Consider the following 19,235-nt stretch of genomic DNA (forward strand, 5'->3'; position numbering starts at 1 on the left):
GGTGCGCGATCACCTGCGCCGTGTCATTCCATGGCGCACCGTGTAGCAAAGAGAACCAATATTCACCGACCATGCCGGCGCGTGTTTACGCTATCGGCTGAATAGCGCCTTCCAGCGGCACGCGGGCCGCGGCGGACCCTTCCCGCCCCGGTGAGAAAGCTGCACAACGTACTGGCTGCAACTTACCGCTGACCACAGGACTGCCCGCCATGAGTGCACTGCTTCCTGCCGAACTCGCCTGGTATGCCACGGGTCGCTTCTACGAGGCGAACGACGGTACGCTGGCCGACTATGGTTATTTCCTGCACCTGCCTTTTCCTGATGCCGAGATCTTCGACGGTGAACCGGGCGAAACGACGGCGCATTTCACCTTCGCGGCCAAGCCCTTCAAGGCGCAGGGGATGGCAAACGGCGCGCTGTCTCTCGGGCTCGACCCCGTCGGCGAGTTCTCCGTCTACCTGCAGCGCAAGCCGCGAGGAACTTTCGACGACCCCGCCTCGTTCGCAGAAGGCGAATGCATCGCGACATTCCGGCGGACCAGCCTTGTGGTCGGCACCACGCTCTCGGACACCATTGGCGGGACGTCGGCAGCCTTGTTTGGCACCAATGTGTTTTCGGCCCGCCTGATCGCAAGCGCTTCGTTCGATTTCGGCCGGCGTCGCCACGATCTGGCGGCGTATCTTGGCGCGGGCATCACGCAATTCGGCACGTCCGCCGCCACGCAGATCGAGCCGACGCCCATGGGCTACAAGCGGGTCCTGCCGTTTACCGGTTCGGCCATCGCTCTCGGCGGAGCCGGCTAGAGCATTTGGCAGTCAGGTGGAAACACCTGACGTCGCACAAGTGCGGCAAAAACAAAGGGTTAGAGCGGCTGCGGAATGCATGTGAGCGCATCCCGCTAGAGCCGGCCACGGCTCCAAAAGTGCCGGCACACTCTCCTCGCCGACGACGAGCGCCGAGGAACGGTAGAGAAAACGAGCGCTTTACGCCAGGCTTAAAATAGGGTACCCCCCTATATCATATCGGAGACATCGGCATGAGCAACCACCAGCACGATCATCATCGCCACCATCACAGTCACCACGCGCATTCGCACGACGAGGCGCGCGTGCTCGCCGCGCGCCATGACCATGTCTTCCTCGGTGGCAATCACGAGCGCAACGAGCGGCGGACCTGGATCGTCATCGCCGTCACCGCGACGATGATGGTGATCGAGATCGCGGCCGGTCAGGTCTTCGGGTCGATGGCGCTCGTTGCCGACGGCTGGCACATGTCGACCCATGCGGCGGCAATGCTGATCGCAGCCCTCGCCTATCTCTATGCCCGCAAGCACTCGAACAATCGCCGCTTCACCTTCGGCACCGGAAAGCTCGGCGAGCTCGCTGGTTTTTCGAGTGCCATCGTCCTCGCGCTCATCGCGCTGCTGATCGGCTGGGAAAGCCTTCGTCGCCTCAACGCTCCGGTCACGATCGATTTCAGCGAAGCGACTCTCGTCGCCGTCGCCGGCCTCATCGTCAACCTCATCTGCGCCTGGCTGCTGAAGGACGATCACAGCCATCACCACCACGATCGCCACGGGCATCACCATGGACACCATGGCGGACAGGATCGAAACCTGCGCGCCGCCTATCTGCACGTGCTTGCCGACGCCCTGACCTCGGTTCTCGCGATTGCCGCTCTCGGCCTGGGCGCGATCTACGGCTGGCTGTGGCTCGATCCCGCGATGGGCATCGTCGGCGCCATCATCATTGCCCGCTGGTCCTTCGGTCTCATCCGCGACACCGGCGCAACCTTGCTGGACTACATCCCCGAAGGCGAAGACCTGCCGGAGGAAATCGGAGAGATCGTCGCGAAGGAGGATGCCGAGATCGTCGATCTGCACGTCTGGCAGCTCGGGCCGGGCCACCACGGCGCCATCGTCTCGATTGTCGCCGATAACCCGCGCGCGCCCTCCTATTATCGCGAGAAGCTTGCCGCCATTCACGATTTGTCGCATGTGACGGTGGAGGTGGAACCACGGGCCGCGTAGTGACGGCGCCCGAAACCGGAGTATCCGATGACCCATACCATCCGTGAAAAGCAGAAGCTCATCAACCGGGTCCGGCGGCTGCGGGGCCAGATGGAGGCGGTCGAACGGATGCTGGAAGAGGAAAAGGGCTGCACCGAGGTCATGCAGGTGATTGCCGGCATCCGCGGTGCGGTCAACGGGCTGATGGCGGAAGTCGTCGAAGACCACATCCACATGCATCTGGCCGCGGCCGACCTGTCGCAGAAGGATCGCGACGAAGCGGCGGCAGAGCTGGTCGACGTGGTGCGCGCCTACATGAAATAGCGTCGCCTGCCGCGCACTTTGTCGAGGCCACCCTCGCCGCCAGGAACCAGGCGGCATGGCGAGAGGGCTACCCTGTCCGGTTGAGCCAACCATCGCGGATGTCCAGTCCGAACAATCTAGCCCTTGTCTTCATCTTCCGGCGGCCGGCGCGGAACCTTGATCGTGCCCCTGCGGATGCCGTCCTTGAGATTGAGAAGATCAAGAAGATCGTCCGCTTCATCGCGCGGCAGGTTCGACATCAGGCAACCGCCAAGAACAACCGTTTGCCCGGTGAAGACATCGATCACCGCCCAGACATTGTTGGCTTCGACCTTGAGGCCATATCTGAGAGTGGCCATGGTTCAGCCCAGCCCACAATCGGGGTTCACCACCTGCCCTTGCTCAACCACATGCGGCATGGCGGGGCGACCACCCGCATTGCCCTGAGGTGGCCTGAAGGCCCAGACGAGAACAACCGACAGGGCGACCAGAAACAGTGAGAAGACCAAACGGGAGGACATCGCGCCTCTCCTTCGTCGAATGGGGCCATCGTGGCCGGGAGAGTCACGCGGCCTCGGAAAGGAAGCGCACAATCGCCTTCTGCAGGGCCTCGGCAGCCGTTCGGTTCAGGGCGACCTCGATCGGGCCATCGTCGCATTCCAGGCAGAGCGTGCCGATCAGCGGCGCCTTGTGCAGGGTGATGATGTCGCTCTGGTAAAGTTTGTTCGGCTCGGACATGACAGTCTCCAGTTCGAAACGACGAGCTTAACACATCCGCAATTGGCACCTGAGTTTTATCGCGCGGGCAACGAGAAACTCGGGAGAAACACCAGCGGCACGCCAAAAACACTTTAAATCTGCGCCGGAAGCCACACGCGCCTCAATTGAAACTCAATCGGCGCGCAATAGTATATCCAAGTAAATTTGGCCGATGTGGCTTTCGCGGTATCAGAAATTCGAACCGCACCTATCTCCTAAATTTTCGAACGACAGGCAAGCTTCGGATCCAGTGCTTGATCCATGCTTCTCCTCGAAGCACGTCTCGCCTCGAGACGCCTATTGGTCCCCGAACCTTGATTGATCGGTCGATAACCGGCCCATCGCGCCTGCCCGACCGACCGTGTCTGCCCGCAGCCCAGAAGGACCGAGACCGCCATGAACACTCTCTCTTTTACGAAACGCATCATCCGCGGCCCCCGCGACCAGTCGCCGGTGCACCGCTTCCACGTCGGCCAGCTTGTTCGCTCCAAGAGGGCGCTGACAAGAGAGTCGATCAGCGGAGAAGCCTACCGCATTACCGCAACGCTGCCGATCCGCGACAATGCACTCCAGTACCGCATTCGCAGCAGCGGCGAATGCCATGAGCGCGTGACCGATGAAGGCGATCTCGAACTGATCCGTGCCGACGATCACGGAATGGCGCTGGCCGAACGGGCCTTCAAGACCAGACACGCCCTTTAGATCCAAACCATCCTTCCAACAGGTTAGCCGCAGGAGGCGATCATGAAGTACCACATACCGGCTCAGATCTATCTCTTCGACTACCGCGGCCTGCTTGCCTGGATCGCCCTTTCGCTGGCGGTCGCTGTCGTCGTGACGACGATCCTCTTCGGGCGGATCTTGTGACGGCCCGCCGCTGGCCGGCCTGGCTTGCGGCCAAAAGGATCACGACCATGCCACTGACCTTCCCAAACCCATGCCGAAGCTTCGATGGAGCGAGGAACGCCGTCCGTTTCCTTGGCCACGACGGCATGTTCGAAGTGCCCTTCTATGTCGAGGCGGCGGCCCTCTCCGCTGGCACCCGGACGACCGAGGCAGCCTGCCTGCTGGCATTCGACGCCGCGCGCAACACAATCCACGAGGTCGCGACGGCAGCCTATGCCAAGGGGCACCGGACGATCTATGTCCTCACGGCCGCTGATTTTCGCTAGATCTCGGCCAAAACGCGCCGCACGCGCTCGCCCCCCTTGGTCTCGCAGGATCGCCGCCCTGCTCTGCAATATCACCCCGTCCACGTCCCTTCTCCCCGCAGCAGACGACAGGGCGTGGCGACCTCAACGGCACTGTTGAAATGCCTCCTTATCCCATGGGCGACGCTGTCGCGATCGCTTGTCGCCGGCGCCTTTGGTATTATTATTCCCCGAACCACAAACCCGTACCCGTGCATGCCAACCCCGGCAGTTTCACGGATCGGCTGAAATCACCAGGCGACAGAATTTTCATGAAACTCGGATTCATCGGCACCGGCGCACTCTCCTCGGCGATCGTCACCGGCCTCAAGACGCTTCCCCGCGACACCACCACCGTCATCCTCTCACCGCGCAACGAAGAGATCGCAGCCGGCCTGGCTGCCCGCTTTCCTGGCGTGACCGTTGCCGCCAACAATCAGGCCGTGCTCGACGCCTCAGACATGGTGATGCTCGGCGTCCGGCCGCAGATCGCCCGCGACGTGCTGCCTGGCTTGCGCTTTCGGCCGGATCATCACGTCCTCAGCCTGATTGCCACCTTTTCCTGCGACGAGATCGCCGCGATGGTCGGTCCGGTGAAGCGGGTGACCAAGGCCCTGCCGATGCCGATGATCGCGATCCGCCAGGGGCCGACGATCATCTTTCCGCCGGACCCGGAAATCGCCGCGTTCTTCGGCAGGCTCGGCAAGGCGATCGAGGTTGCGAGCGAGAGCGAATTCGATGCGCTGAGCGTCGCGACCGCCACCTATGCCAGCTACTTCAAATATCTCGAAACGATCCATAGCTGGCTGAAGGACCACGGCGTCGAAGACGCGAAGGGCCGCGACTATGTCGCCTCCCTGTTTGGGGCTCTGGGCCAGGCGCCGGCGGCGACGCCGGATGCCAGCTTCGCACACTTGGCCGCCGACTATGCGACCCGCGGCGGCATCAACGAGCAGGTGTTGCGCGAACTGACGGAGCACGGGACGTTCGAGCGGTTCGCGGAAAGTCTCGGGGGTATTCACCGGCGAATTACCGCGGCGTCGTGAGGCTATGGTGCAGCGGAACAAGCCCCCTCATCCCGCTGCCGCGACCTTCTCCCCGGCATGACGGGGAGGAGGAGACTGGTTGCGTCCGCTTGTCTCGACAACAGCCGTCCTCGATTTCCAGGCGCTTCGCCCTCGCCTCCCCAATCCCAGCAACTCCACCTGACAACGCTTAGATCTGCCCACGTCCCCTCTCCGCGCCTGCGGGGAGAGGGTTAGTCCTCGGGTTAAACCCGAGGAGAGGGGCAATCTCCTCGCCGTCGTTGAAATGCGCAAAGGCCCGACCAACAGGCCCTCACCGATCACGCGGCACAGGCGGAAAAATCAGCTCTTCCTCGATTGCGATTCTGCGCTAACTTGTACATTGCTCGCGCGCAACCGCGGGGCCGGTTTTGAGACCGAAGCTGCCCCTCTTTGCATCCACGTGGAGGAAACCGGTGAAATTCCTCGAATACCTGCCTTACGCGCTTGGATGCGCCGGCGGCCTCATCCTGGCGCTACTGATCGGCGAGGTCTGTAAGCTGACCGACGACATAAAGATGGTCGAGTCCGTGGCTCTGGTCGTGCTCGGCGGCGGTGTGGCCGAGTGGTACTGGAACCAGTTAAGCCGGCGGTAACGGGCAAGCCTTCATATCTGTGGCTCTACTGCATGTTCCTTTAATCGTAGCCGATTAAAGGACAAAAACATGCAGCACTTCAAAGTGCTACAGCGACCTTTTGCGCGTCTGACAGAACGCGCGGCGCTGTAGTCATCCGCGGGGCCGCCATGACCGAAATCGCCAGCCAGGATCAAGCCGCGGGCAAACGTGCGGGCCGCATCGTCGTGGTGACGGCGGGTGGCGAAAATCCGTGGATCATGATCAATGCGCTGGCTGCGCGCTTTGCCGATGTCACCGTCATCGGGGAACAGCCGGAATCGAAGGGCCTGTTCCTGCGCCGACGCGCCCGCAAGCTCGGCTGGATGACCGCGCTCGGGCAGCTTGCCACCATGATCGCCTCGCGCTTCGGCAAGCGTTTCACCCGCAAACGGGCGGAAGAGATCATCGCCACCTATAAGGTCTCGGGCACGCCCGATCCGTCGATCCCGGTCAAACCCGTCGCCTCGATCAACGACGCCGAAGCCGTCCGGCAGCTTCGCGCGCTCGAACCGGATGTCGTCTTCCTCATCAGTTGCCGCATGCTGAAGGCCGCAACGCTTGCGGCGATCCCCTGCCCGGTGATCAATTTCCACGCCGGCATCAACCCCGCCTATCGCGGGTTGATGGGCGGCTACTGGGCGCTGGTCAACGGCGACGCGGGGAATTTCGGCGCCACCGTGCATCTGGTCGATGCGGGCGTCGATACCGGCGGCGTGCTCTATCAGTCGCGCCAGAAACCGGCGCCTGAAGATACGATGCACACCTATCCGCTGCTGCAGACCGCCGCCTCCACCGGTATCGCGATTGCCGCCATCGAGGATGCGCTTGCCGGAAACCTGAGAACCGTCGATGTCGCAGGTCCGTCACGGCAATGGTTTCACCCGCCGATCTGGACCTGGGTGTGGAATGGCCTGACGCGTCGCATCTGGTAGGCGGAATCCCTGCGATCCTGTCGGCCGGCTGCGACCTAAAAGCCTGAAACTGCGGACAATCCGCCCTGATCGCGGAGGTCGCCTTGCCAAGCGTCAAGCAGCACTTGCGGATCGCTCCCAAGGCGTCTGATATGGCTTCTGCGTCAGCGTCGTTTTTGGACATATCCGACGTCGTGGCGAGATGAGCCCGGAAGCCTGTACATGCGCATTGTCGCACCTACAGCGCCGCGCGTCTCATCAGACGCACAAAGGTCGCTGTAGCGCTTTAGAGTGCTGCATGGTTTTGATCTTTAATCGGCTCCGATCAAAGGAAACATGCAGGGGGAGGAGAACGACACCCGATGGCAGATCGCATTATCGTCTACTGGCGCGACATTCCGGCCCAGGTCATCATCAAGAAGGGCCGCACGACGGCGAAGCGCGAGCTCTCGCTGCGCTTCACCGAAGCGATCGACATGTGTGCCATGCGCACCGGCGCTGCCGAAACCGACGACTATCTCGCCGAGTGGCGCAAGGCCGATCCGGTGCCGGTCTCCGACGATCTCGACGCCGAGGCCGACAGCGCCGTTGCCGAGCTCGAAGCCGCCTATGACCGCGAGCGCCTCGTCGCGCTCGTCAAAGCCGGAGGCCGGGACAATGGCTGACGCCAAGCCCACGGGCGAGCCGAAGATCATGAAGGGCAATGCCGCGCCCGCCGCCAAGGCCGCGACCGGCGCCTACACCCCCCAAGGCGTCTCGCCGAGCCGCCGCTCGCGCCACAAATATACGGTCCGCCTCTGGGCGGTGCGGCACTCCCGTTTCCTCGAATGGTTCTACAACCGCTTCGCCGACCTGTTCCTGCTGCTTCACCCGCTGTGGAACGCCATCGGCTACGGCCGGGTCGAGCGTCCCGTGACTTTCGTCGAGCGCCACGTGAAGGGCTTCCTGTTCGACTGTCGCATGTGCGGCCAGTGCGCGCTGTCTTCGACTGGCATGTCCTGCCCGATGAACTGTCCGAAGCAGCTGCGCAACGGCCCCTGCGGCGGCGTTCGCGCCAACGGCAATTGCGAGGTCGAGCCGGACATGCCCTGCGTTTGGGTGCAGGCCTGGAAGGGCTCGCAGAACATGGTGAAGGGCAACGCGATCATGAATGTGCAGAAGCCGGTCAACCAGTCGCTGCGCGAAACCTCGTCCTGGCTGCGCGTGACGGCAGAAGCCGCAGCGCGCCGTGAAGCGGCATCAAAGGAAGGCCAGGCATGAGCCCCGACATCAATCCCCATGATCCCGGCGCGCCGCTGGATCCCTTGCCCGGCCATTCCTCGCGCGGCCGTCTCGAGCGCGTGCTGCGCCGCGGCGAATTCGCCGTCACCGCCGAGCTCAACCCGCCCGACAGCGCCAACCCGCAGGACGTCTACGAGCGCGCGGCGATCTTCGACGGCTGGGTCGACGGCATCAACGCGGTCGACGCCTCCGGCGCCAACTGCCACATGTCCTCCGTCGGCATCTGCGCGCTTTTGACCCGCATGGGCTACGCGCCGATCATGCAGATCGCCTGCCGCGACAAGAACCGCATCGCCATCCAGGGCGACGTGCTCGGCGCATCCGCCATGGGCGTGCAGAACATCATGTGCCTCACCGGCGACGGCGTACAGGCGGGCGACCAGCCGGGCGCCAAGCCCGTCTTCGACCTCGACTGCATGTCGCTGCTCGAAACCGTGCGCATCATGCGCGACAACTCGAAGTTCCTCTCGGGCCGCAAGCTGACGACGCCGCCGCACGTGTTCCTGGGGGCCGCGATCAACCCCTTCGCCCCGCCCTACGACTTCCGCCCCTATCGCCTGGCCAAGAAGATCGAGGCCGGCGCCCAGTTCGTCCAGAGCCAGTATTGCTTCGACGTGCCGATGTTCCGTGAATACATGAAGAAGGTACGCGACCTCGGCCTGCACGAAAAATGCTTCATTCTCGTTGGCGTCGGGCCGATGGCGTCGGCCAAGACCGCCCGCTGGATCCGCTCCAACGTGCCGGGCATCCATATTCCGGACAGCGTGATCACCCGCCTCGAAGGCGCGCAGGACCAGAAGAAGGAAGGCAAGCAGCTCTGCATCGACATCATCAACGAGGTGAAGGAGATCGAAGGCGTCTCCGGCATCCACGTGATGGCCTACCGCCAGGAAGAATATGTCGCGGAGATCGTGCATGAATCGGGCGTGCTGAAGGGCCGCAAGCCCTGGAAGCGCGAGACGCTGCCGGCCGACGCGCTGGTTGCCGAGCGCCTGGAACAGATCCGCGAGGGCAAGGAAGAAAACCAGCAGCAGATGGCCGAAGCCGCGGCCCATCATCCGCACTGACCAGATTGCAGACAAAACCGGCGCCGGCCATTCGGCGCCTATCATCGATTTCAAGGGCATGATTACATAGCCCGACGCTTTTAAGACAAAGGACCCTGCATGACCCGCACCATCGTCGCTTCCGCCACCCGCGAGATCATCATCGGCTTCGATCAGCCGTTCTGCGTCATCGGCGAACGCATCAACCCGACCGGCCGCAAGAAGCTCGCCGCCGAGATGATCGAGGGCAACTTCGACACCGTCATCAAGGATGCGCTGGAGCAGGTCGCCGCGGGTGCCACGATGCTCGACGTCAATGCCGGCGTCACCGCGGTCAACCCGAACGAGACCGAGCCGCCGCTGCTGGTCAAGACGCTGGAAATCGTCCAGGGTCTCGTCGACGTGCCGCTGTCGATCGACAGTTCCGTCACCGCCGCGATCGAAGCGGGCCTGCGTGTCGCCAAGGGTCGTCCGCTCGTCAACTCCGTCACCGGCGAGGAAGAGAAGCTCGAGGCGATCCTGCCGCTCTGCAAGAAGTACGACGTGCCGGTCGTCGCGATCTCCAACGACGAAACCGGCATTTCCGAGGACCCGGACGTGCGTTTCGCCGTCGCCAAGAAGATCGTCGAGCGCGCCGCCGACTACGGCATCAAGCCGCATGACATCGTCGTCGACCCGCTGGTCATGCCGATCGGCGCCATGGGCACCGCCGGCCAGCAGGTCTTCGCGCTGCTCCGGCGCCTGCGCGAAGAGCTGAAGGTCAACACCACCTGCGGCCTCTCCAACATCTCCTTCGGCCTGCCGCACCGCCACGGCATCAATGCCGGCTTCATCCCGATGGTCATCGGCGCCGGCATGACCTCGGCGATCATGAACCCCTGCCGCCCGCAGGAAATGGAAGCCGTGCGCGCCGCAAACGTCTTGAACGGCACCGACCCGAACTGCACCAACTGGATCATGACCTACCGCGACCACAAGCCCGCCGAAGGCGGCCACGTCGTTGCTGCAGCCGCTCCGGCTGGCGGTGGCGGCGGCCGCCGTGGCGGCCGTGCGGCCCGTGCAGGCGCCGGCGGCGCGCGCGAATAGGCCGCCGTCGGGCCAATCTGAAGGGATAGTAGGATAAGGGTATGGGATATGGTTATGCTTATGCTCTGCGCTATTTTCTCATCTTTGCGCTCGTGATCTTTGTCACTAGAAATCTCATCCTTGACGATGCGGCCGAGTTCGACAGGTTTACCGTTGCCATCAACACTTCCTTCATACCTGTCATGTCGGTCTCCGTCGCAGTTTTTGCGATCCTGGCCCTGGCGTGCGGCATAGGAAAACTCGACCCCCAGGGGCGGGTCTACAAGACCTTCTCCTGGGTAGCCTGTAGCTCAATGGCGGCCGCTTTCGCCTGGTCGATCGCAGTCGCGAAACTTGCCGGAGCGCCGTAGCAACGGGCGTCGGTCCATCCATCTGCCAACGCAAAGTGGAGATCACCATGACACGCCGCCTTCGCCTCGATGCCGCCACGCTCTGGTTCGATGCCCCCTTCGTGATCGCTCTTCGGCTGCAGGAGATGCATATCGCCGCGCTATCAGGCAAGTCGCATGACGTGGCCGAGCTTCACCGCATGGTCTCCGAAAAGATCGCCGCCACGGCCGAGAGTGTCGTCGCCGTCAACCTCGCGCTCTGGAGAGCCGCCTTCGACAACACGATGCGGCTGATGACCGGCGGCACGGCCTCCGGCCACGGAACGGCGATTGCATCCGCGGCGCTGAGGCCCTATGGCAAGCGGGTGCGCAGCAACGCTCGGCGTCTGTCGCGCAAAAATATCTGATCCTTCGCTGTACCCGCAAAACGCACCTCTGCCGAAATGATGCTTGCAGATCTTTCCATGTCGGGATTGGACAACTATCGGGCTGCGTTCCGGTGCAGTCTGAAACCGTTTACCCGTGCTTCGCTCCTCAAATGAAGCGGACCTGACGAAAGATCTTAAAGCATGCGCATCGAAGGCACTTCCGAGATCGAGACCAACATGACCGAAGCCGCGCAAAAGGAACCTCTGGTGCTGTTCATGCCTTCGGGCAAGCGCGGCCGCTTCCCGGTTGGTACGCCGGTTCTCGATGCCGCGCGCAAGCTCGGCGTCTATGTCGAAAGCGTCTGTGGTGGGCGCGCCACCTGCGGCCGCTGTCAGATCGAGGTGCAGGAAGGCAACTTCGCCAAGCACAAGATCGTCTCCTCTCTCGAACACATTTCGGAAAAGGGCGCCAAGGAAGAGCGTTACGAGAAGATCCGCGGCCTGCCGGAGGGCCGCCGCCTCTCCTGCTCCGCCCAGATCCTCGGCGATCTCGTCGTCGACGTGCCGCAGGACACCGTCATCAACGCCCAGGTTGTGCGCAAGGCCGCCACCGACCGGGTGATCGAGCGCAATGCCGCCGTCCAGCTCTGCTATGTCGAGGTGGACGAGCCCGACATGCACAAGCCGCTCGGCGACCTCGACCGGCTGAAGGTGATGCTGGAGAAGGACTGGGGCTGGAAGGATCTCCTGATCGCGCCGCACCTGATCCCGCAGGTGCAGACCATCCTGCGCAAGGGCAACTGGGCCGTCACCGCCGCCATCCACCGCGACATGGACTCCTCCCGCCCCTTCATCGTCGGCCTCTGGCCGGGCCTGAAGAACGAGGCCTATGGCGTGGCCTGCGACATCGGCTCGACGACGATCGCCATGCATCTTGTGTCGCTGCTTTCGGGCCGCATCGCCGCCTCCTCGGGCGCTTCCAACCCGCAGATCCGCTTCGGCGAAGACCTGATGAGCCGCGTCTCCTATGTGATGATGAACCCGGATGGGCGCGAGGCGATGACCAAGGCCGTGCGCGAGGCGGTCAACGGCCTCATCGGCAAGGTCTGCGCCGAAGGCGAGGTCGACCGTCACGACATTCTCGACATGGTCTTCGTCGCCAACCCGATCATGCACCACCTGTTCCTCGGCATCGATCCGACGGAACTCGGCCAGGCGCCCTTCGCGCTCGCCGTCTCCGGCGCGTTGCAATACTGGGCGCATGAGCTCGAGATCGACGTCAACCGCGGCGCCCGGCTCTATATGCTGCCCTGCATCGCCGGCCATGTCGGCGCCGATGCAGCCGGCGCCACGCTCTCGGAAGGCCCCTACCGCCAGGACAAGATGATGCTGCTCGTCGATGTCGGCACCAATGCCGAAATCGTGCTCGGCAACAGGAACCGCGTCGTCGCTGCCTCCTCGCCCACGGGCCCCGCCTTCGAAGGTGCGGAAATCTCCTCCGGCCAGCGCGCCGCGCCGGGCGCGATCGAGCGCGTGCGCATCGACCCCGTAACGCTGGAGCCGCGCTTCCGCGTGATCGGCGTCGACAAGTGGTCGGACGAGGAAGGCTTTGCCGAGGCTGCCGCCAGTGTCGGCGTCACCGGCATCTGCGGCTCGGCGATCATCGAGATCGTCGCCGAGATGTATCTCTCCGGCATCATCTCGCAGGACGGCGTCGTCGATGGCGCCATGGCTGCAAGAAGCCCGCGCATCATCCCGAACGGCCGCACCTTCTCCTACCTGCTGCATGACGGCGAACAACGCATCACCGTGACCCAGAACGACATCCGCGCGATCCAGCTCGCCAAGGCCGCGCTTTACGCCGGCATCAAGCTGCTCATGGAAAAGCAGGGCGTCGACCATGTCGACACCATCCGCTTCGCCGGCGCCTTCGGCTCCTTCATCGACCCGAAATACGCGATGGTGCTGGGCCTCATCCCGGACTGCGACCTCGACGAAGTAAAGGCCGTCGGCAACGCCGCCGGCACCGGTGCGCTGATGGCGCTCCTCAACCGCGGCCACCGCCGCGAGATCGAGCAAACTGTCAGCAGAATCGAGAAGATAGAGACGGCGCTTGAATCGAAATTTCAGGAGCATTTCGTCAACGCCATGGCACTGCCGAACAAGGTCGACGCCTTCCCGAAGCTTTCGACGGTGGTAACTTTGCCGGAGCGCAAGGTGAGCAGCGATGAAGGTGACGGCGGCGGCAGACGGCGGCGGCGGAGCCGGGAGTAGGACCGGCACCGTTCGGGACGCAGTCGCTTTTTTGCCTCATGGGATGACATCGAGAATCTGCCCCTCTCCTCGGGTTCAACCCGAGGACTAACCCTGTCCCCGCAGGCGGGGAGAGGGAACGAGACCGCAGCACGCTTGCCATAACGACTGCAACTATCGAGATGGCGGTCATCACAAACGGATAAGAAAGATACGGGCGGGCACGGCACGCCCCTTCTCCCCGCCTGCGGGGAGAAGGTCGCGGCAGCGGGATGAGGGGCCGACGTATGGGCCGCATACCCTTCAGCAGACGTGGATACTGGAGATTTCAGCTTGCCTTAATTCCGGCAGCAAGCGACGGTCTGATGAACCGCATCTTTTGAACTGGCACCCAAGACCCATGAGCGACAAAATTTTCGACACTCTGACCGGCATGTACTTCACCGTCGACGATCCCGATGGCACCTACGGCACCGGGCAGGTCATTCGTCCCGCCGCCGAAGGTATCTATTTCATCCGCTTCGACGGCAACGAGGTGGAGCTGCCGATGGAACTCGTCTCGATCGGCGAGATGCTGCAGACCACCGAGGAAGATTACAAGCTCTGGCGGTTCTTCGACACTATCGAGGAACGGGACAAGTGGATCGAATGGCTGGATGCGCCCTCGAAGCCGCGCGTGGTCACGCTGGTGCGGCCGACGCCGACGAAGTAGCGGCTCGCCGCAACGCTCTTCGGCCCCCGCTCCTCGTGGGAGCATGCCGTCGGATTGATCCGCGTCAGCGGACGGCGCCCACCAATGTCCATGCCTTCCCGAAACTTTTGAACCGCCGTCACTGCCAAGGGGGCGGTGACGGCGGATGAAGGCGGTCCCAGTGCCGCGTCGACGGCCGTCAAGGCTTCGAACGTACTGCATGTCTCCTCGACCTCGATTTAAGGACAAAGACATGCCGCAAATCAAAGTTCTACAGCGACCTTTGCGCGTCTCATAAGATGCGCGGCGCTGTGGGCCGCCGTCAATCGGGCGTGCGGCTCAATAATACGGCGACACGCATTCCTGGCGTGGCCCATAATGCGGCTGGAAAGTGTTGTCGTAGGCTCTGTATGAACGATAGCGGTCGTAGCACCATTCGACATGCGCTGACGGCGCGTTGGAATAGACCCTGCGGGGTGGCGACGCGATAGCGCCACCGATGACTACGCCTGCCCCGAATGCGGCCAGGGGATACCACCAGCCGTCACTGTGCCGACGGTATCCGTCGCGACGGTAACGGTAACCCTGGTAGCCATTGTAATAGCCGTATCGAGGACCTGCATCGTAGCGATAGCCGTTGTAGCCGCGCTTGTGCGGCGGGCCGCCGTAATGACCGGGCTTGTGGTGGACCAGCTCGACCGGCTTGGAAGCGGACTGCCCCACCGAAACGGGAGACATGGGCACGGCCTCAGCCGAGACCGCCGACAGTGCCGTAGCGGCGGCTACGAGGACTGCACCTATTCTTTTCATGATATCATCCAACTGTTTTTCGTCGGGCCATTTTCCGAAATCCGCCATGAACCTCAGATGAACGTGCGCGGCTTGGCACAGCGTCGAGCGTTAAAGCGGCGGAAGCGCATGGCCAGATGACGATCTGTCATTGCGTAGTGGGCTCAACAAAAAAGGCCGGGGCGAAACCGCACCGACCTTCCTCATCATCGCTCTTACACCAGTGCCAGTACATCCGTGGTCAAAAGTCTAAAGCGACGCGGCAATTGCGAGCGGCGAGAAACTCAGCGCTCATCAGCAATGCCGATGGCGGCTATATAGGGAGCGATTGTGTCCGAAACAAGTTCAGTCGCGAATCGCATCGGGGCGGCGCCAAAACCAATCGGCCGGAGCCTCAAGCCGCCTTCGCCGCAAAGGCTCCGAGCAGCCCTGCCCAGCCGCCTTCGGAATCGAGCGACGCACGGGCCACCTCCGCCTTCGCGCCGTAGTTGGCGAGGTCGCGGTGTTCGAGCCGCACGGTCGTGCCGCCCTCCGCCGTCGGTTCGAAGGTCACCTCCACCTCCGTCTCGAAATCCGGATCGAAGGTCCAATCGGCATTGAGCTGCCAGGCGAAGAGGATGCGTTTCGGCGGATCGTAAGCGAGCACCCGCCCCCATTCCTTCACCTCGCCCGAGGTGCCGATCTCGTACCAGCGTCCGCCGTCGGCACGCTCGACGACGACCGTTTTCTGGCCGCTCGCCGTCAGGCTATGGGTCTTCAGCCACCAGTCGCCCATGCGCGCCGTGAAGATCTCGAAGGCGCGCTCCGGCGGCGCGCCGACGGTTACGGATTTCACCACCGGCGCCGGCTCGATCCTATGCATGTGCTTTCCTCCCATTGCTCACGATGTCAGCGGATGTGCGCCGACCATATCGCTTCCGCCCCTATCGTTCCGGTTTCCTCGGCCCTGCTCCCGAAGCCTCGTCGCTGTCGGCCAGCACCTTGAAGGCGGCAAGCTGATCTTCCCAGAAACGATCCAGCCATTGCCGAAGCGGGCCGAGCCCCGCCGGATCGATCGAATAGATGCGCCTTTGGCCCAGCGGCTCGTCGCTGACCAGCCCCGCCTCCTTCAGCACCTTCAGATGCTGAGAAATCGCCGGCTGCGAGACCGGCAAGGAGCGGGCGACGTCGGCGACGGAGGAGCGCCCTTTGGCAAGCTTCTCGAAGATCGCCCTTCGCGTCGGATCCGCCAGCGCAGCCAGTACTTTTCCTTCATAAGTCATGGCTTATCATAAGGGCAGACTTATGAAAGTCAAGCTCGATGCCCCCAACGGGAAAGCGCCGCGCATTCGGCGGAATGCGCGGCGCCCGGATCCGAGGGTGGGGGCAGGCCCTATTGCGGCGTCAGGTCGAAGCCGAACCACTTTTCGGAGAGGCGCTTGATGGTGCCGTCGGCCTTCGCCGCGGCGATGGCGTCGTCGAACAGCGCCTTCAACTCGGGATCGCTCTTGCGCAGCCCGACGGAGCTGCCGGCGCCGAGGAAGCCGCCTTGGAAGCGAGGGCCGACGATGACCATGTCGCTGTTGGCCGGCTTTTCGACCGCGGTCTTCAGATAGCCCATCGATGCCATGACGAAATCGACGCGGCCGGCGACGAGATCGAGGTCGTGCTGCTCGGTCGTCTTGTATTCACGCACCTCGACGACGTCCTTCAGATATTCGTCGATGAAACGGGCAGCGATCGAGGCTGTCTGGACGCCGATGGTCTTGCCTTCGACGAGCGGCTTCAACTCGTCGACCGCCTTGCGGGCGCCCGCCTCGTTGGAGGCGAGCGAGAAGAGTTCGCCCTTCATCGGCAGGGTTTCGAGCTCGCCGCCCTTCAGCGTCGCGAATGCCTGGCCGGTGCTGCCGTAGGACATCGAGAAGTCGATGACTTCCTTGCGCTTCTCCGTCGCCGACATGCCGGCCATGATCGCATCGAACTTGCCGGCGTTGAGCGCCGGGATCAGACCGTCGAAGGACTGAGCGATGATGGTGCACTCGACCTTCATGTGATCGCAGAGATACTTGCTGAGCTCTATCTCGTAACCGTCGAGCGTGCCATCGGCCTTGGTGAGGTTATAGGGCGGAAAAGCACCTTCGGTGGCGATCGTCACCTTCGTCCACTTCTTGTCCTCGGCCTTCGCCGGCATGGACATCAGTCCCGCGGCCACGGCAAGCGCCGAAGCGATGATTGCGGTCGTTTTCTTCATTACAGCATTCCCCTTTTGTGGATGTTGATTGCTTTGATTGTCGGAGCCCGCCTGCCGTTGACGGCAGACTTCAACTCTTGATGAACTGGCGGAACCGCTCGGACCTGGAGCGGGTGAAGACCTCGTCCGGCGGGCCCTCCTCCTCGATCGTTCCCTTGTGCACGAACACGACGCGGCTCGAGACGTCGCGGGCAAAGCCCATCTCGTGGGTGACGACCAGCATGGTCCGCCCCTCCTCCGCGAGCCCGCGCATGACACGCAGCACCTCGCCGACCAGCTCCGGGTCCAGCGCCGAAGTCGGCTCGTCGAAGAGCATCGCCTTCGGGCGCATGGCGAGCGCGCGGGCGATCGCGGCGCGCTGCTGCTGGCCGCCGGAGAGGTGCGAGGGATAGTGATTGCGCTTGTCGGCGATGCCGACCTTGGCAAGCAGCGCTTCCGCCTCCTCGATCGCTTCCGCCCGGGGTCGCTTCAGCACATGCACCGGCGCCTCGATGACGTTTTCAAGCACCGTCTTGTGGGACCAGAGATTGAAGCTCTGGAACACCATGCCGAGTTCGGAGCGGATGCGATCCACCTGCTTCTGGTCGGCCGGGCGACTGCGACCGTCACTCAGCGTCTTCAGCCGGATCGCCTCGCCGGCGACCTCGATCGTGCCCGAATTCGGCACTTCCAGCATGTTGATGCAGCGAAGCAGCGTCGACTTGCCGGAGCCGGAGGATCCGAGGATGGAAATCACTTCCCCCTCGCGCGCGTCGAGCGACACGCCTTTCAGGACCTCGACGGGACCGAAGCTCTTGTGAAGGTCGTGCACGCGGATGGCGACCGGTGCGGTGACGGCGGCGGACATGTTCAATGGGCTTCTCCCTTGAGTTCGGCGGAGATCGGCAGCGGCGGGCGCAGTTGCGGGTTCAGCCGGTGTTCGGCGAAGGCGACGAGCCGGGTCAGCGCGAAGTTTATGGCGAGATAGATGACGCCTGCGACGACGAAGACCTCGATCACCCGGTAGCTCTCCGAAATGATCTTGGCGGCAACGCCCGTGATCTCCATCAGCGTGATGATCGAGGCGAGAGAGGTCGCCTTGACCATGGAGATCATCTCGTTGCCGTAGCCGGGCAGTGCCTGGCGAAGCGCCTGCGGCATGACGATGCGGCGGAAGATCATGAAACGCCCCATGCCGCAGGCCCGTGCCGCCTCGACCTGGCCGTGCGGCACGGAAAGCAGCCCGCCGCGGATGATCTCGCTGGCATAGGCGGCCGTGTTCAGCATCAGCGCCAGCACCGCGCACCAGTAGGGTTCCCGCAGCAGCGGCCAGAAGATGCTGTGACGCACCGCCGGAAACTGGCTGAGGCCGTAATAGATCAGGAAGATCTGCACGAGCAGTGGCGTTCCGCGAAACAGGAACACATAGGCTCGGGCAAAGAGATCGAGCGCGAGATTGCCGGAGAGACGCGCAAGCGCCAGTCCAAGGGCCAGCACTGAGCCAAGCGCAATTGACGTCGCCGCGAGCTTCAGCGTCAGCGGCAGGGCCGAAAGCAGGCTCCAGAAGGTTTCGAGAGCGAACTGGATGTCCATCAGCCCCTCCTGACGCCGCGCGAGAACCGTCGTTCGGTGACCTGGAGAACCAGGCCCGAGACGGTGGAAATGGCGAGATAGATCATTGCTGCGATGAAGAAGAAATCGAACGGGCGGCTGGTCGACCCGGCACCGATCTGCGCCTGGCGCAAGAGTTCGACGACACCGGTGACCGAGACCAGCGCCGATTCCTTCAGCACCACCTGCCAGACGTTACCGAGGCCCGGCAGCGCATGGCGCAGCGTCAGCGGCGCGGTGATGCGGCGGAATTTGAGGAGCCGTCCCATGCCACAGGCGGTTGCCGCCTCCAGCTCGCCCGGATGCACGGCGCGGAAGGCGCCGCGATAGACCTCGGTCTGCTGGGCACCGGAGGTGATGCCGACGGCTAGTGCGCCGGCAAGGAAGCCCGGAAAGCTGACGAAGCCCTCCTGGCCGAAGAACTGGCCGACCGCCGTCACCACGGCGCTGCCGCCGAAATAGAAGAGATAGATCACCAAGAGGTCGGGAATGCCGCGAAGGACGGTGGTATAGGCCTCCGCGCAGCCGCGGACGACCGGACCGCCGGAGATCTTCGCCCAGGCGCCGAAGACGCCGATGACGCCGCCGATCGCAAAACCGGCGATCGCGATCAGGATCGTCATCCACGCGCCGGCGGCCAGCGCCGGCCCCCAGCCGTCCCGCCCGAAGCTGATGATGTCAAGGAAACCGGGCTCAGTCATCGCAGCGCCTCCCTTCGCT

The 19,235-nt window shown here is 63.3% G+C and carries 27 protein-coding genes; 17 read left to right on the forward strand and 10 right to left on the reverse strand.

The features are described from left to right. Positions 1 to 209: 209 nt before the first annotated feature. The 3 genes from AC0C6X_RS22535 (at position 210) to AC0C6X_RS22545 (ending at position 2,332) form a co-directional block, all read left to right on the forward strand. Positions 210 to 803 carry a hypothetical protein gene (locus AC0C6X_RS22535; RefSeq protein WP_472955251.1) on the forward strand — a complete coding sequence of 198 codons (594 nt, stop codon included), beginning with the start codon at positions 210 to 212 and terminating at the stop codon, positions 801 to 803. 233 nt (positions 804 to 1,036) lie between these two features. After that, positions 1,037 to 2,029, forward strand: a complete 993-nt coding sequence (dmeF, locus tag AC0C6X_RS22540) for a CDF family Co(II)/Ni(II) efflux transporter DmeF (RefSeq protein ID WP_173516841.1) — start codon at positions 1,037 to 1,039, stop codon at positions 2,027 to 2,029. Positions 2,030 to 2,056: 27 nt separating this feature from the next. Then, entirely contained in the window at positions 2,057 to 2,332 is a 276-nt protein-coding gene (locus AC0C6X_RS22545) for a metal/formaldehyde-sensitive transcriptional repressor (protein WP_247960130.1), read from the forward strand. A gap of 116 nt (positions 2,333 to 2,448) precedes the next feature. On the opposite strand, the gene AC0C6X_RS22550 is transcribed toward AC0C6X_RS22545, so the two are convergent. The 3 genes from AC0C6X_RS22550 to AC0C6X_RS22560 are packed head-to-tail and all read right to left on the reverse strand — an operon-like array spanning position 2,449 to position 3,049. After that, positions 2,449 to 2,670 carry a hypothetical protein gene (locus AC0C6X_RS22550; protein WP_472955253.1) on the reverse strand — a complete coding sequence of 74 codons (222 nt, stop codon included), beginning with the start codon at positions 2,668 to 2,670 and terminating at the stop codon, positions 2,449 to 2,451. A gap of 3 nt (positions 2,671 to 2,673) precedes the next feature. Beyond that, entirely contained in the window at positions 2,674 to 2,832 is a 159-nt protein-coding gene (locus AC0C6X_RS22555) for a hypothetical protein (RefSeq protein ID WP_247960131.1), read from the reverse strand. A gap of 43 nt (positions 2,833 to 2,875) precedes the next feature. Continuing rightward, positions 2,876 to 3,049 carry a hypothetical protein gene (locus AC0C6X_RS22560; protein ID WP_173516845.1) on the reverse strand — a complete coding sequence of 58 codons (174 nt, stop codon included), beginning with the start codon at positions 3,047 to 3,049 and terminating at the stop codon, positions 2,876 to 2,878. Positions 3,050 to 3,466: 417 nt separating this feature from the next. On the opposite strand from AC0C6X_RS22560, the gene AC0C6X_RS22565 reads away from it, so the two are divergent. From AC0C6X_RS22565 to AC0C6X_RS22630, 14 genes are all read left to right on the forward strand, one after another. Beyond that, positions 3,467 to 3,772, forward strand: a complete 306-nt coding sequence (locus AC0C6X_RS22565) for a hypothetical protein (RefSeq protein ID WP_247960132.1) — start codon at positions 3,467 to 3,469, stop codon at positions 3,770 to 3,772. A gap of 42 nt (positions 3,773 to 3,814) precedes the next feature. Next, on the forward strand, positions 3,815 to 3,937 hold the full coding sequence (locus AC0C6X_RS22570; RefSeq protein WP_034788190.1) for a hypothetical protein: 123 nt from the start codon (positions 3,815 to 3,817) through the stop codon (positions 3,935 to 3,937). 47 nt (positions 3,938 to 3,984) lie between these two features. Beyond that, positions 3,985 to 4,242: a DUF1488 family protein gene (locus AC0C6X_RS22575; RefSeq protein ID WP_247960133.1), complete on the forward strand. Its 258-nt coding sequence runs from the start codon at positions 3,985 to 3,987 to the stop codon at positions 4,240 to 4,242. Between the two features lie 290 nt (positions 4,243 to 4,532). Next, on the forward strand, positions 4,533 to 5,306 hold the full coding sequence (locus AC0C6X_RS22580; RefSeq protein ID WP_173516848.1) for a pyrroline-5-carboxylate reductase: 774 nt from the start codon (positions 4,533 to 4,535) through the stop codon (positions 5,304 to 5,306). 434 nt (positions 5,307 to 5,740) lie between these two features. Continuing rightward, positions 5,741 to 5,920, forward strand: a complete 180-nt coding sequence (locus tag AC0C6X_RS22585) for a hypothetical protein (protein WP_173516849.1) — start codon at positions 5,741 to 5,743, stop codon at positions 5,918 to 5,920. A 149-nt stretch (positions 5,921 to 6,069) separates the two neighbouring features. After that, complete coding sequence (locus tag AC0C6X_RS22590; RefSeq protein ID WP_472955258.1) at positions 6,070 to 6,873, forward strand: formyl transferase; 804 nt, start codon at positions 6,070 to 6,072, stop codon at positions 6,871 to 6,873. A 341-nt stretch (positions 6,874 to 7,214) separates the two neighbouring features. Continuing rightward, complete coding sequence (locus AC0C6X_RS22595) at positions 7,215 to 7,517, forward strand: virulence factor (protein ID WP_173516851.1); 303 nt, start codon at positions 7,215 to 7,217, stop codon at positions 7,515 to 7,517. Further along, positions 7,510 to 8,112, forward strand: a complete 603-nt coding sequence (locus AC0C6X_RS22600) for a methylenetetrahydrofolate reductase C-terminal domain-containing protein (protein WP_247960136.1) — start codon at positions 7,510 to 7,512, stop codon at positions 8,110 to 8,112. Before AC0C6X_RS22595 ends, AC0C6X_RS22600 begins: the two co-directional genes overlap by 8 nt. Then, positions 8,109 to 9,200, forward strand: a complete 1,092-nt coding sequence (locus AC0C6X_RS22605; RefSeq protein WP_173516853.1) for a methylenetetrahydrofolate reductase — start codon at positions 8,109 to 8,111, stop codon at positions 9,198 to 9,200. Before AC0C6X_RS22600 ends, AC0C6X_RS22605 begins: the two co-directional genes overlap by 4 nt. 99 nt (positions 9,201 to 9,299) lie before the next feature. After that, entirely contained in the window at positions 9,300 to 10,265 is a 966-nt protein-coding gene (locus AC0C6X_RS22610; RefSeq protein WP_173516854.1) for a methyltetrahydrofolate cobalamin methyltransferase, read from the forward strand. A gap of 41 nt (positions 10,266 to 10,306) precedes the next feature. Then, a complete protein-coding gene (locus AC0C6X_RS22615; RefSeq protein ID WP_247960137.1) occupies positions 10,307 to 10,615 on the forward strand; it encodes a hypothetical protein in 309 nt (102 codons plus the stop codon). Between the two features lie 47 nt (positions 10,616 to 10,662). After that, a complete protein-coding gene (locus AC0C6X_RS22620) occupies positions 10,663 to 11,001 on the forward strand; it encodes a hypothetical protein (protein ID WP_247960138.1) in 339 nt (112 codons plus the stop codon). Between the two features lie 162 nt (positions 11,002 to 11,163). After that, positions 11,164 to 13,236: an ASKHA domain-containing protein gene (locus tag AC0C6X_RS22625; protein ID WP_472955260.1), complete on the forward strand. Its 2,073-nt coding sequence runs from the start codon at positions 11,164 to 11,166 to the stop codon at positions 13,234 to 13,236. 379 nt (positions 13,237 to 13,615) lie between these two features. After that, positions 13,616 to 13,927, forward strand: coding sequence for a hypothetical protein (locus tag AC0C6X_RS22630; protein ID WP_173516858.1), 312 nt, complete (start codon positions 13,616 to 13,618; stop codon positions 13,925 to 13,927). Positions 13,928 to 14,245: 318 nt separating this feature from the next. Here the strand turns inward: AC0C6X_RS22630 and AC0C6X_RS22635 are convergent, their stop codons facing one another. The 7 genes from AC0C6X_RS22635 to AC0C6X_RS22665 form a co-directional block, all read right to left on the reverse strand. Next, entirely contained in the window at positions 14,246 to 14,716 is a 471-nt protein-coding gene (locus tag AC0C6X_RS22635; protein WP_247960140.1) for a BA14K family protein, read from the reverse strand. Between the two features lie 373 nt (positions 14,717 to 15,089). Next, complete coding sequence (locus AC0C6X_RS22640; protein ID WP_173516859.1) at positions 15,090 to 15,557, reverse strand: SRPBCC family protein; 468 nt, start codon at positions 15,555 to 15,557, stop codon at positions 15,090 to 15,092. Between the two features lie 61 nt (positions 15,558 to 15,618). Continuing rightward, the gene (locus AC0C6X_RS22645) at positions 15,619 to 15,957 is read right to left on the reverse strand and encodes an ArsR/SmtB family transcription factor (protein ID WP_173516860.1); all 339 of its coding nucleotides are present in this window, start codon (positions 15,955 to 15,957) and stop codon (positions 15,619 to 15,621) included. Between the two features lie 110 nt (positions 15,958 to 16,067). Continuing rightward, a complete protein-coding gene (locus AC0C6X_RS22650; RefSeq protein WP_173516861.1) occupies positions 16,068 to 16,925 on the reverse strand; it encodes a transporter substrate-binding domain-containing protein in 858 nt (285 codons plus the stop codon). A gap of 70 nt (positions 16,926 to 16,995) precedes the next feature. Beyond that, positions 16,996 to 17,772, reverse strand: coding sequence for an ABC transporter ATP-binding protein (locus AC0C6X_RS22655; RefSeq protein ID WP_247960260.1), 777 nt, complete (start codon positions 17,770 to 17,772; stop codon positions 16,996 to 16,998). Between the two features lie 2 nt (positions 17,773 to 17,774). Further along, on the reverse strand, positions 17,775 to 18,497 hold the full coding sequence (locus tag AC0C6X_RS22660) for an ABC transporter permease (RefSeq protein ID WP_173516862.1): 723 nt from the start codon (positions 18,495 to 18,497) through the stop codon (positions 17,775 to 17,777). Continuing rightward, positions 18,497 to 19,216: an ABC transporter permease gene (locus tag AC0C6X_RS22665; RefSeq protein ID WP_472955262.1), complete on the reverse strand. Its 720-nt coding sequence runs from the start codon at positions 19,214 to 19,216 to the stop codon at positions 18,497 to 18,499. The genes AC0C6X_RS22660 and AC0C6X_RS22665 overlap by 1 nt, the downstream gene beginning before the upstream one ends. Positions 19,217 to 19,235: the final 19 nt, after the last annotated feature.

This window comes from Ensifer sp. VA4 (assembly GCF_055710065.1).

Bases quoted from the DNA above. Each gene is read 5' to 3' on its own strand.
- AC0C6X_RS22535 (WP_472955251.1), top strand. From the start codon at position 210: ATGAGTGCACTGCTTCCTGCCGAACTCGCCTGGTATGCCACGGGTCGC.
- AC0C6X_RS22635 (WP_247960140.1), bottom strand. From the start codon at position 14,716: ATGAAAAGAATAGGTGCAGTCCTCGTAGCCGCCGCTACGGCACTGTCG.
- AC0C6X_RS22595 (WP_173516851.1), top strand. From the start codon at position 7,215: ATGGCAGATCGCATTATCGTCTACTGGCGCGACATTCCGGCCCAGGTC.
- AC0C6X_RS22620 (WP_247960138.1), top strand. From the start codon at position 10,663: ATGACACGCCGCCTTCGCCTCGATGCCGCCACGCTCTGGTTCGATGCC.
- AC0C6X_RS22570 (WP_034788190.1), top strand. From the start codon at position 3,815: ATGAAGTACCACATACCGGCTCAGATCTATCTCTTCGACTACCGCGGC.
- AC0C6X_RS22560 (WP_173516845.1), bottom strand. From the start codon at position 3,049: ATGTCCGAGCCGAACAAACTTTACCAGAGCGACATCATCACCCTGCAC.
- AC0C6X_RS22640 (WP_173516859.1), bottom strand. From the start codon at position 15,557: ATGCATAGGATCGAGCCGGCGCCGGTGGTGAAATCCGTAACCGTCGGC.
- AC0C6X_RS22575 (WP_247960133.1), top strand. From the start codon at position 3,985: ATGCCACTGACCTTCCCAAACCCATGCCGAAGCTTCGATGGAGCGAGG.
- AC0C6X_RS22615 (WP_247960137.1), top strand. From the start codon at position 10,307: ATGGGATATGGTTATGCTTATGCTCTGCGCTATTTTCTCATCTTTGCG.
- AC0C6X_RS22625 (WP_472955260.1), top strand. From the start codon at position 11,164: ATGCGCATCGAAGGCACTTCCGAGATCGAGACCAACATGACCGAAGCC.
- AC0C6X_RS22580 (WP_173516848.1), top strand. From the start codon at position 4,533: ATGAAACTCGGATTCATCGGCACCGGCGCACTCTCCTCGGCGATCGTC.
- AC0C6X_RS22545 (WP_247960130.1), top strand. From the start codon at position 2,057: ATGACCCATACCATCCGTGAAAAGCAGAAGCTCATCAACCGGGTCCGG.
- AC0C6X_RS22605 (WP_173516853.1), top strand. From the start codon at position 8,109: ATGAGCCCCGACATCAATCCCCATGATCCCGGCGCGCCGCTGGATCCC.
- AC0C6X_RS22650 (WP_173516861.1), bottom strand. From the start codon at position 16,925: ATGAAGAAAACGACCGCAATCATCGCTTCGGCGCTTGCCGTGGCCGCG.
- AC0C6X_RS22630 (WP_173516858.1), top strand. From the start codon at position 13,616: ATGAGCGACAAAATTTTCGACACTCTGACCGGCATGTACTTCACCGTC.
- AC0C6X_RS22655 (WP_247960260.1), bottom strand. From the start codon at position 17,772: ATGTCCGCCGCCGTCACCGCACCGGTCGCCATCCGCGTGCACGACCTT.
- AC0C6X_RS22550 (WP_472955253.1), bottom strand. From the start codon at position 2,670: ATGGCCACTCTCAGATATGGCCTCAAGGTCGAAGCCAACAATGTCTGG.
- AC0C6X_RS22660 (WP_173516862.1), bottom strand. From the start codon at position 18,497: ATGGACATCCAGTTCGCTCTCGAAACCTTCTGGAGCCTGCTTTCGGCC.
- AC0C6X_RS22565 (WP_247960132.1), top strand. From the start codon at position 3,467: ATGAACACTCTCTCTTTTACGAAACGCATCATCCGCGGCCCCCGCGAC.
- AC0C6X_RS22600 (WP_247960136.1), top strand. From the start codon at position 7,510: ATGGCTGACGCCAAGCCCACGGGCGAGCCGAAGATCATGAAGGGCAAT.
- AC0C6X_RS22645 (WP_173516860.1), bottom strand. From the start codon at position 15,957: ATGACTTATGAAGGAAAAGTACTGGCTGCGCTGGCGGATCCGACGCGA.
- AC0C6X_RS22610 (WP_173516854.1), top strand. From the start codon at position 9,300: ATGACCCGCACCATCGTCGCTTCCGCCACCCGCGAGATCATCATCGGC.
- AC0C6X_RS22555 (WP_247960131.1), bottom strand. From the start codon at position 2,832: ATGTCCTCCCGTTTGGTCTTCTCACTGTTTCTGGTCGCCCTGTCGGTT.
- AC0C6X_RS22590 (WP_472955258.1), top strand. From the start codon at position 6,070: ATGACCGAAATCGCCAGCCAGGATCAAGCCGCGGGCAAACGTGCGGGC.
- AC0C6X_RS22665 (WP_472955262.1), bottom strand. From the start codon at position 19,216: ATGACTGAGCCCGGTTTCCTTGACATCATCAGCTTCGGGCGGGACGGC.
- dmeF (WP_173516841.1), top strand. From the start codon at position 1,037: ATGAGCAACCACCAGCACGATCATCATCGCCACCATCACAGTCACCAC.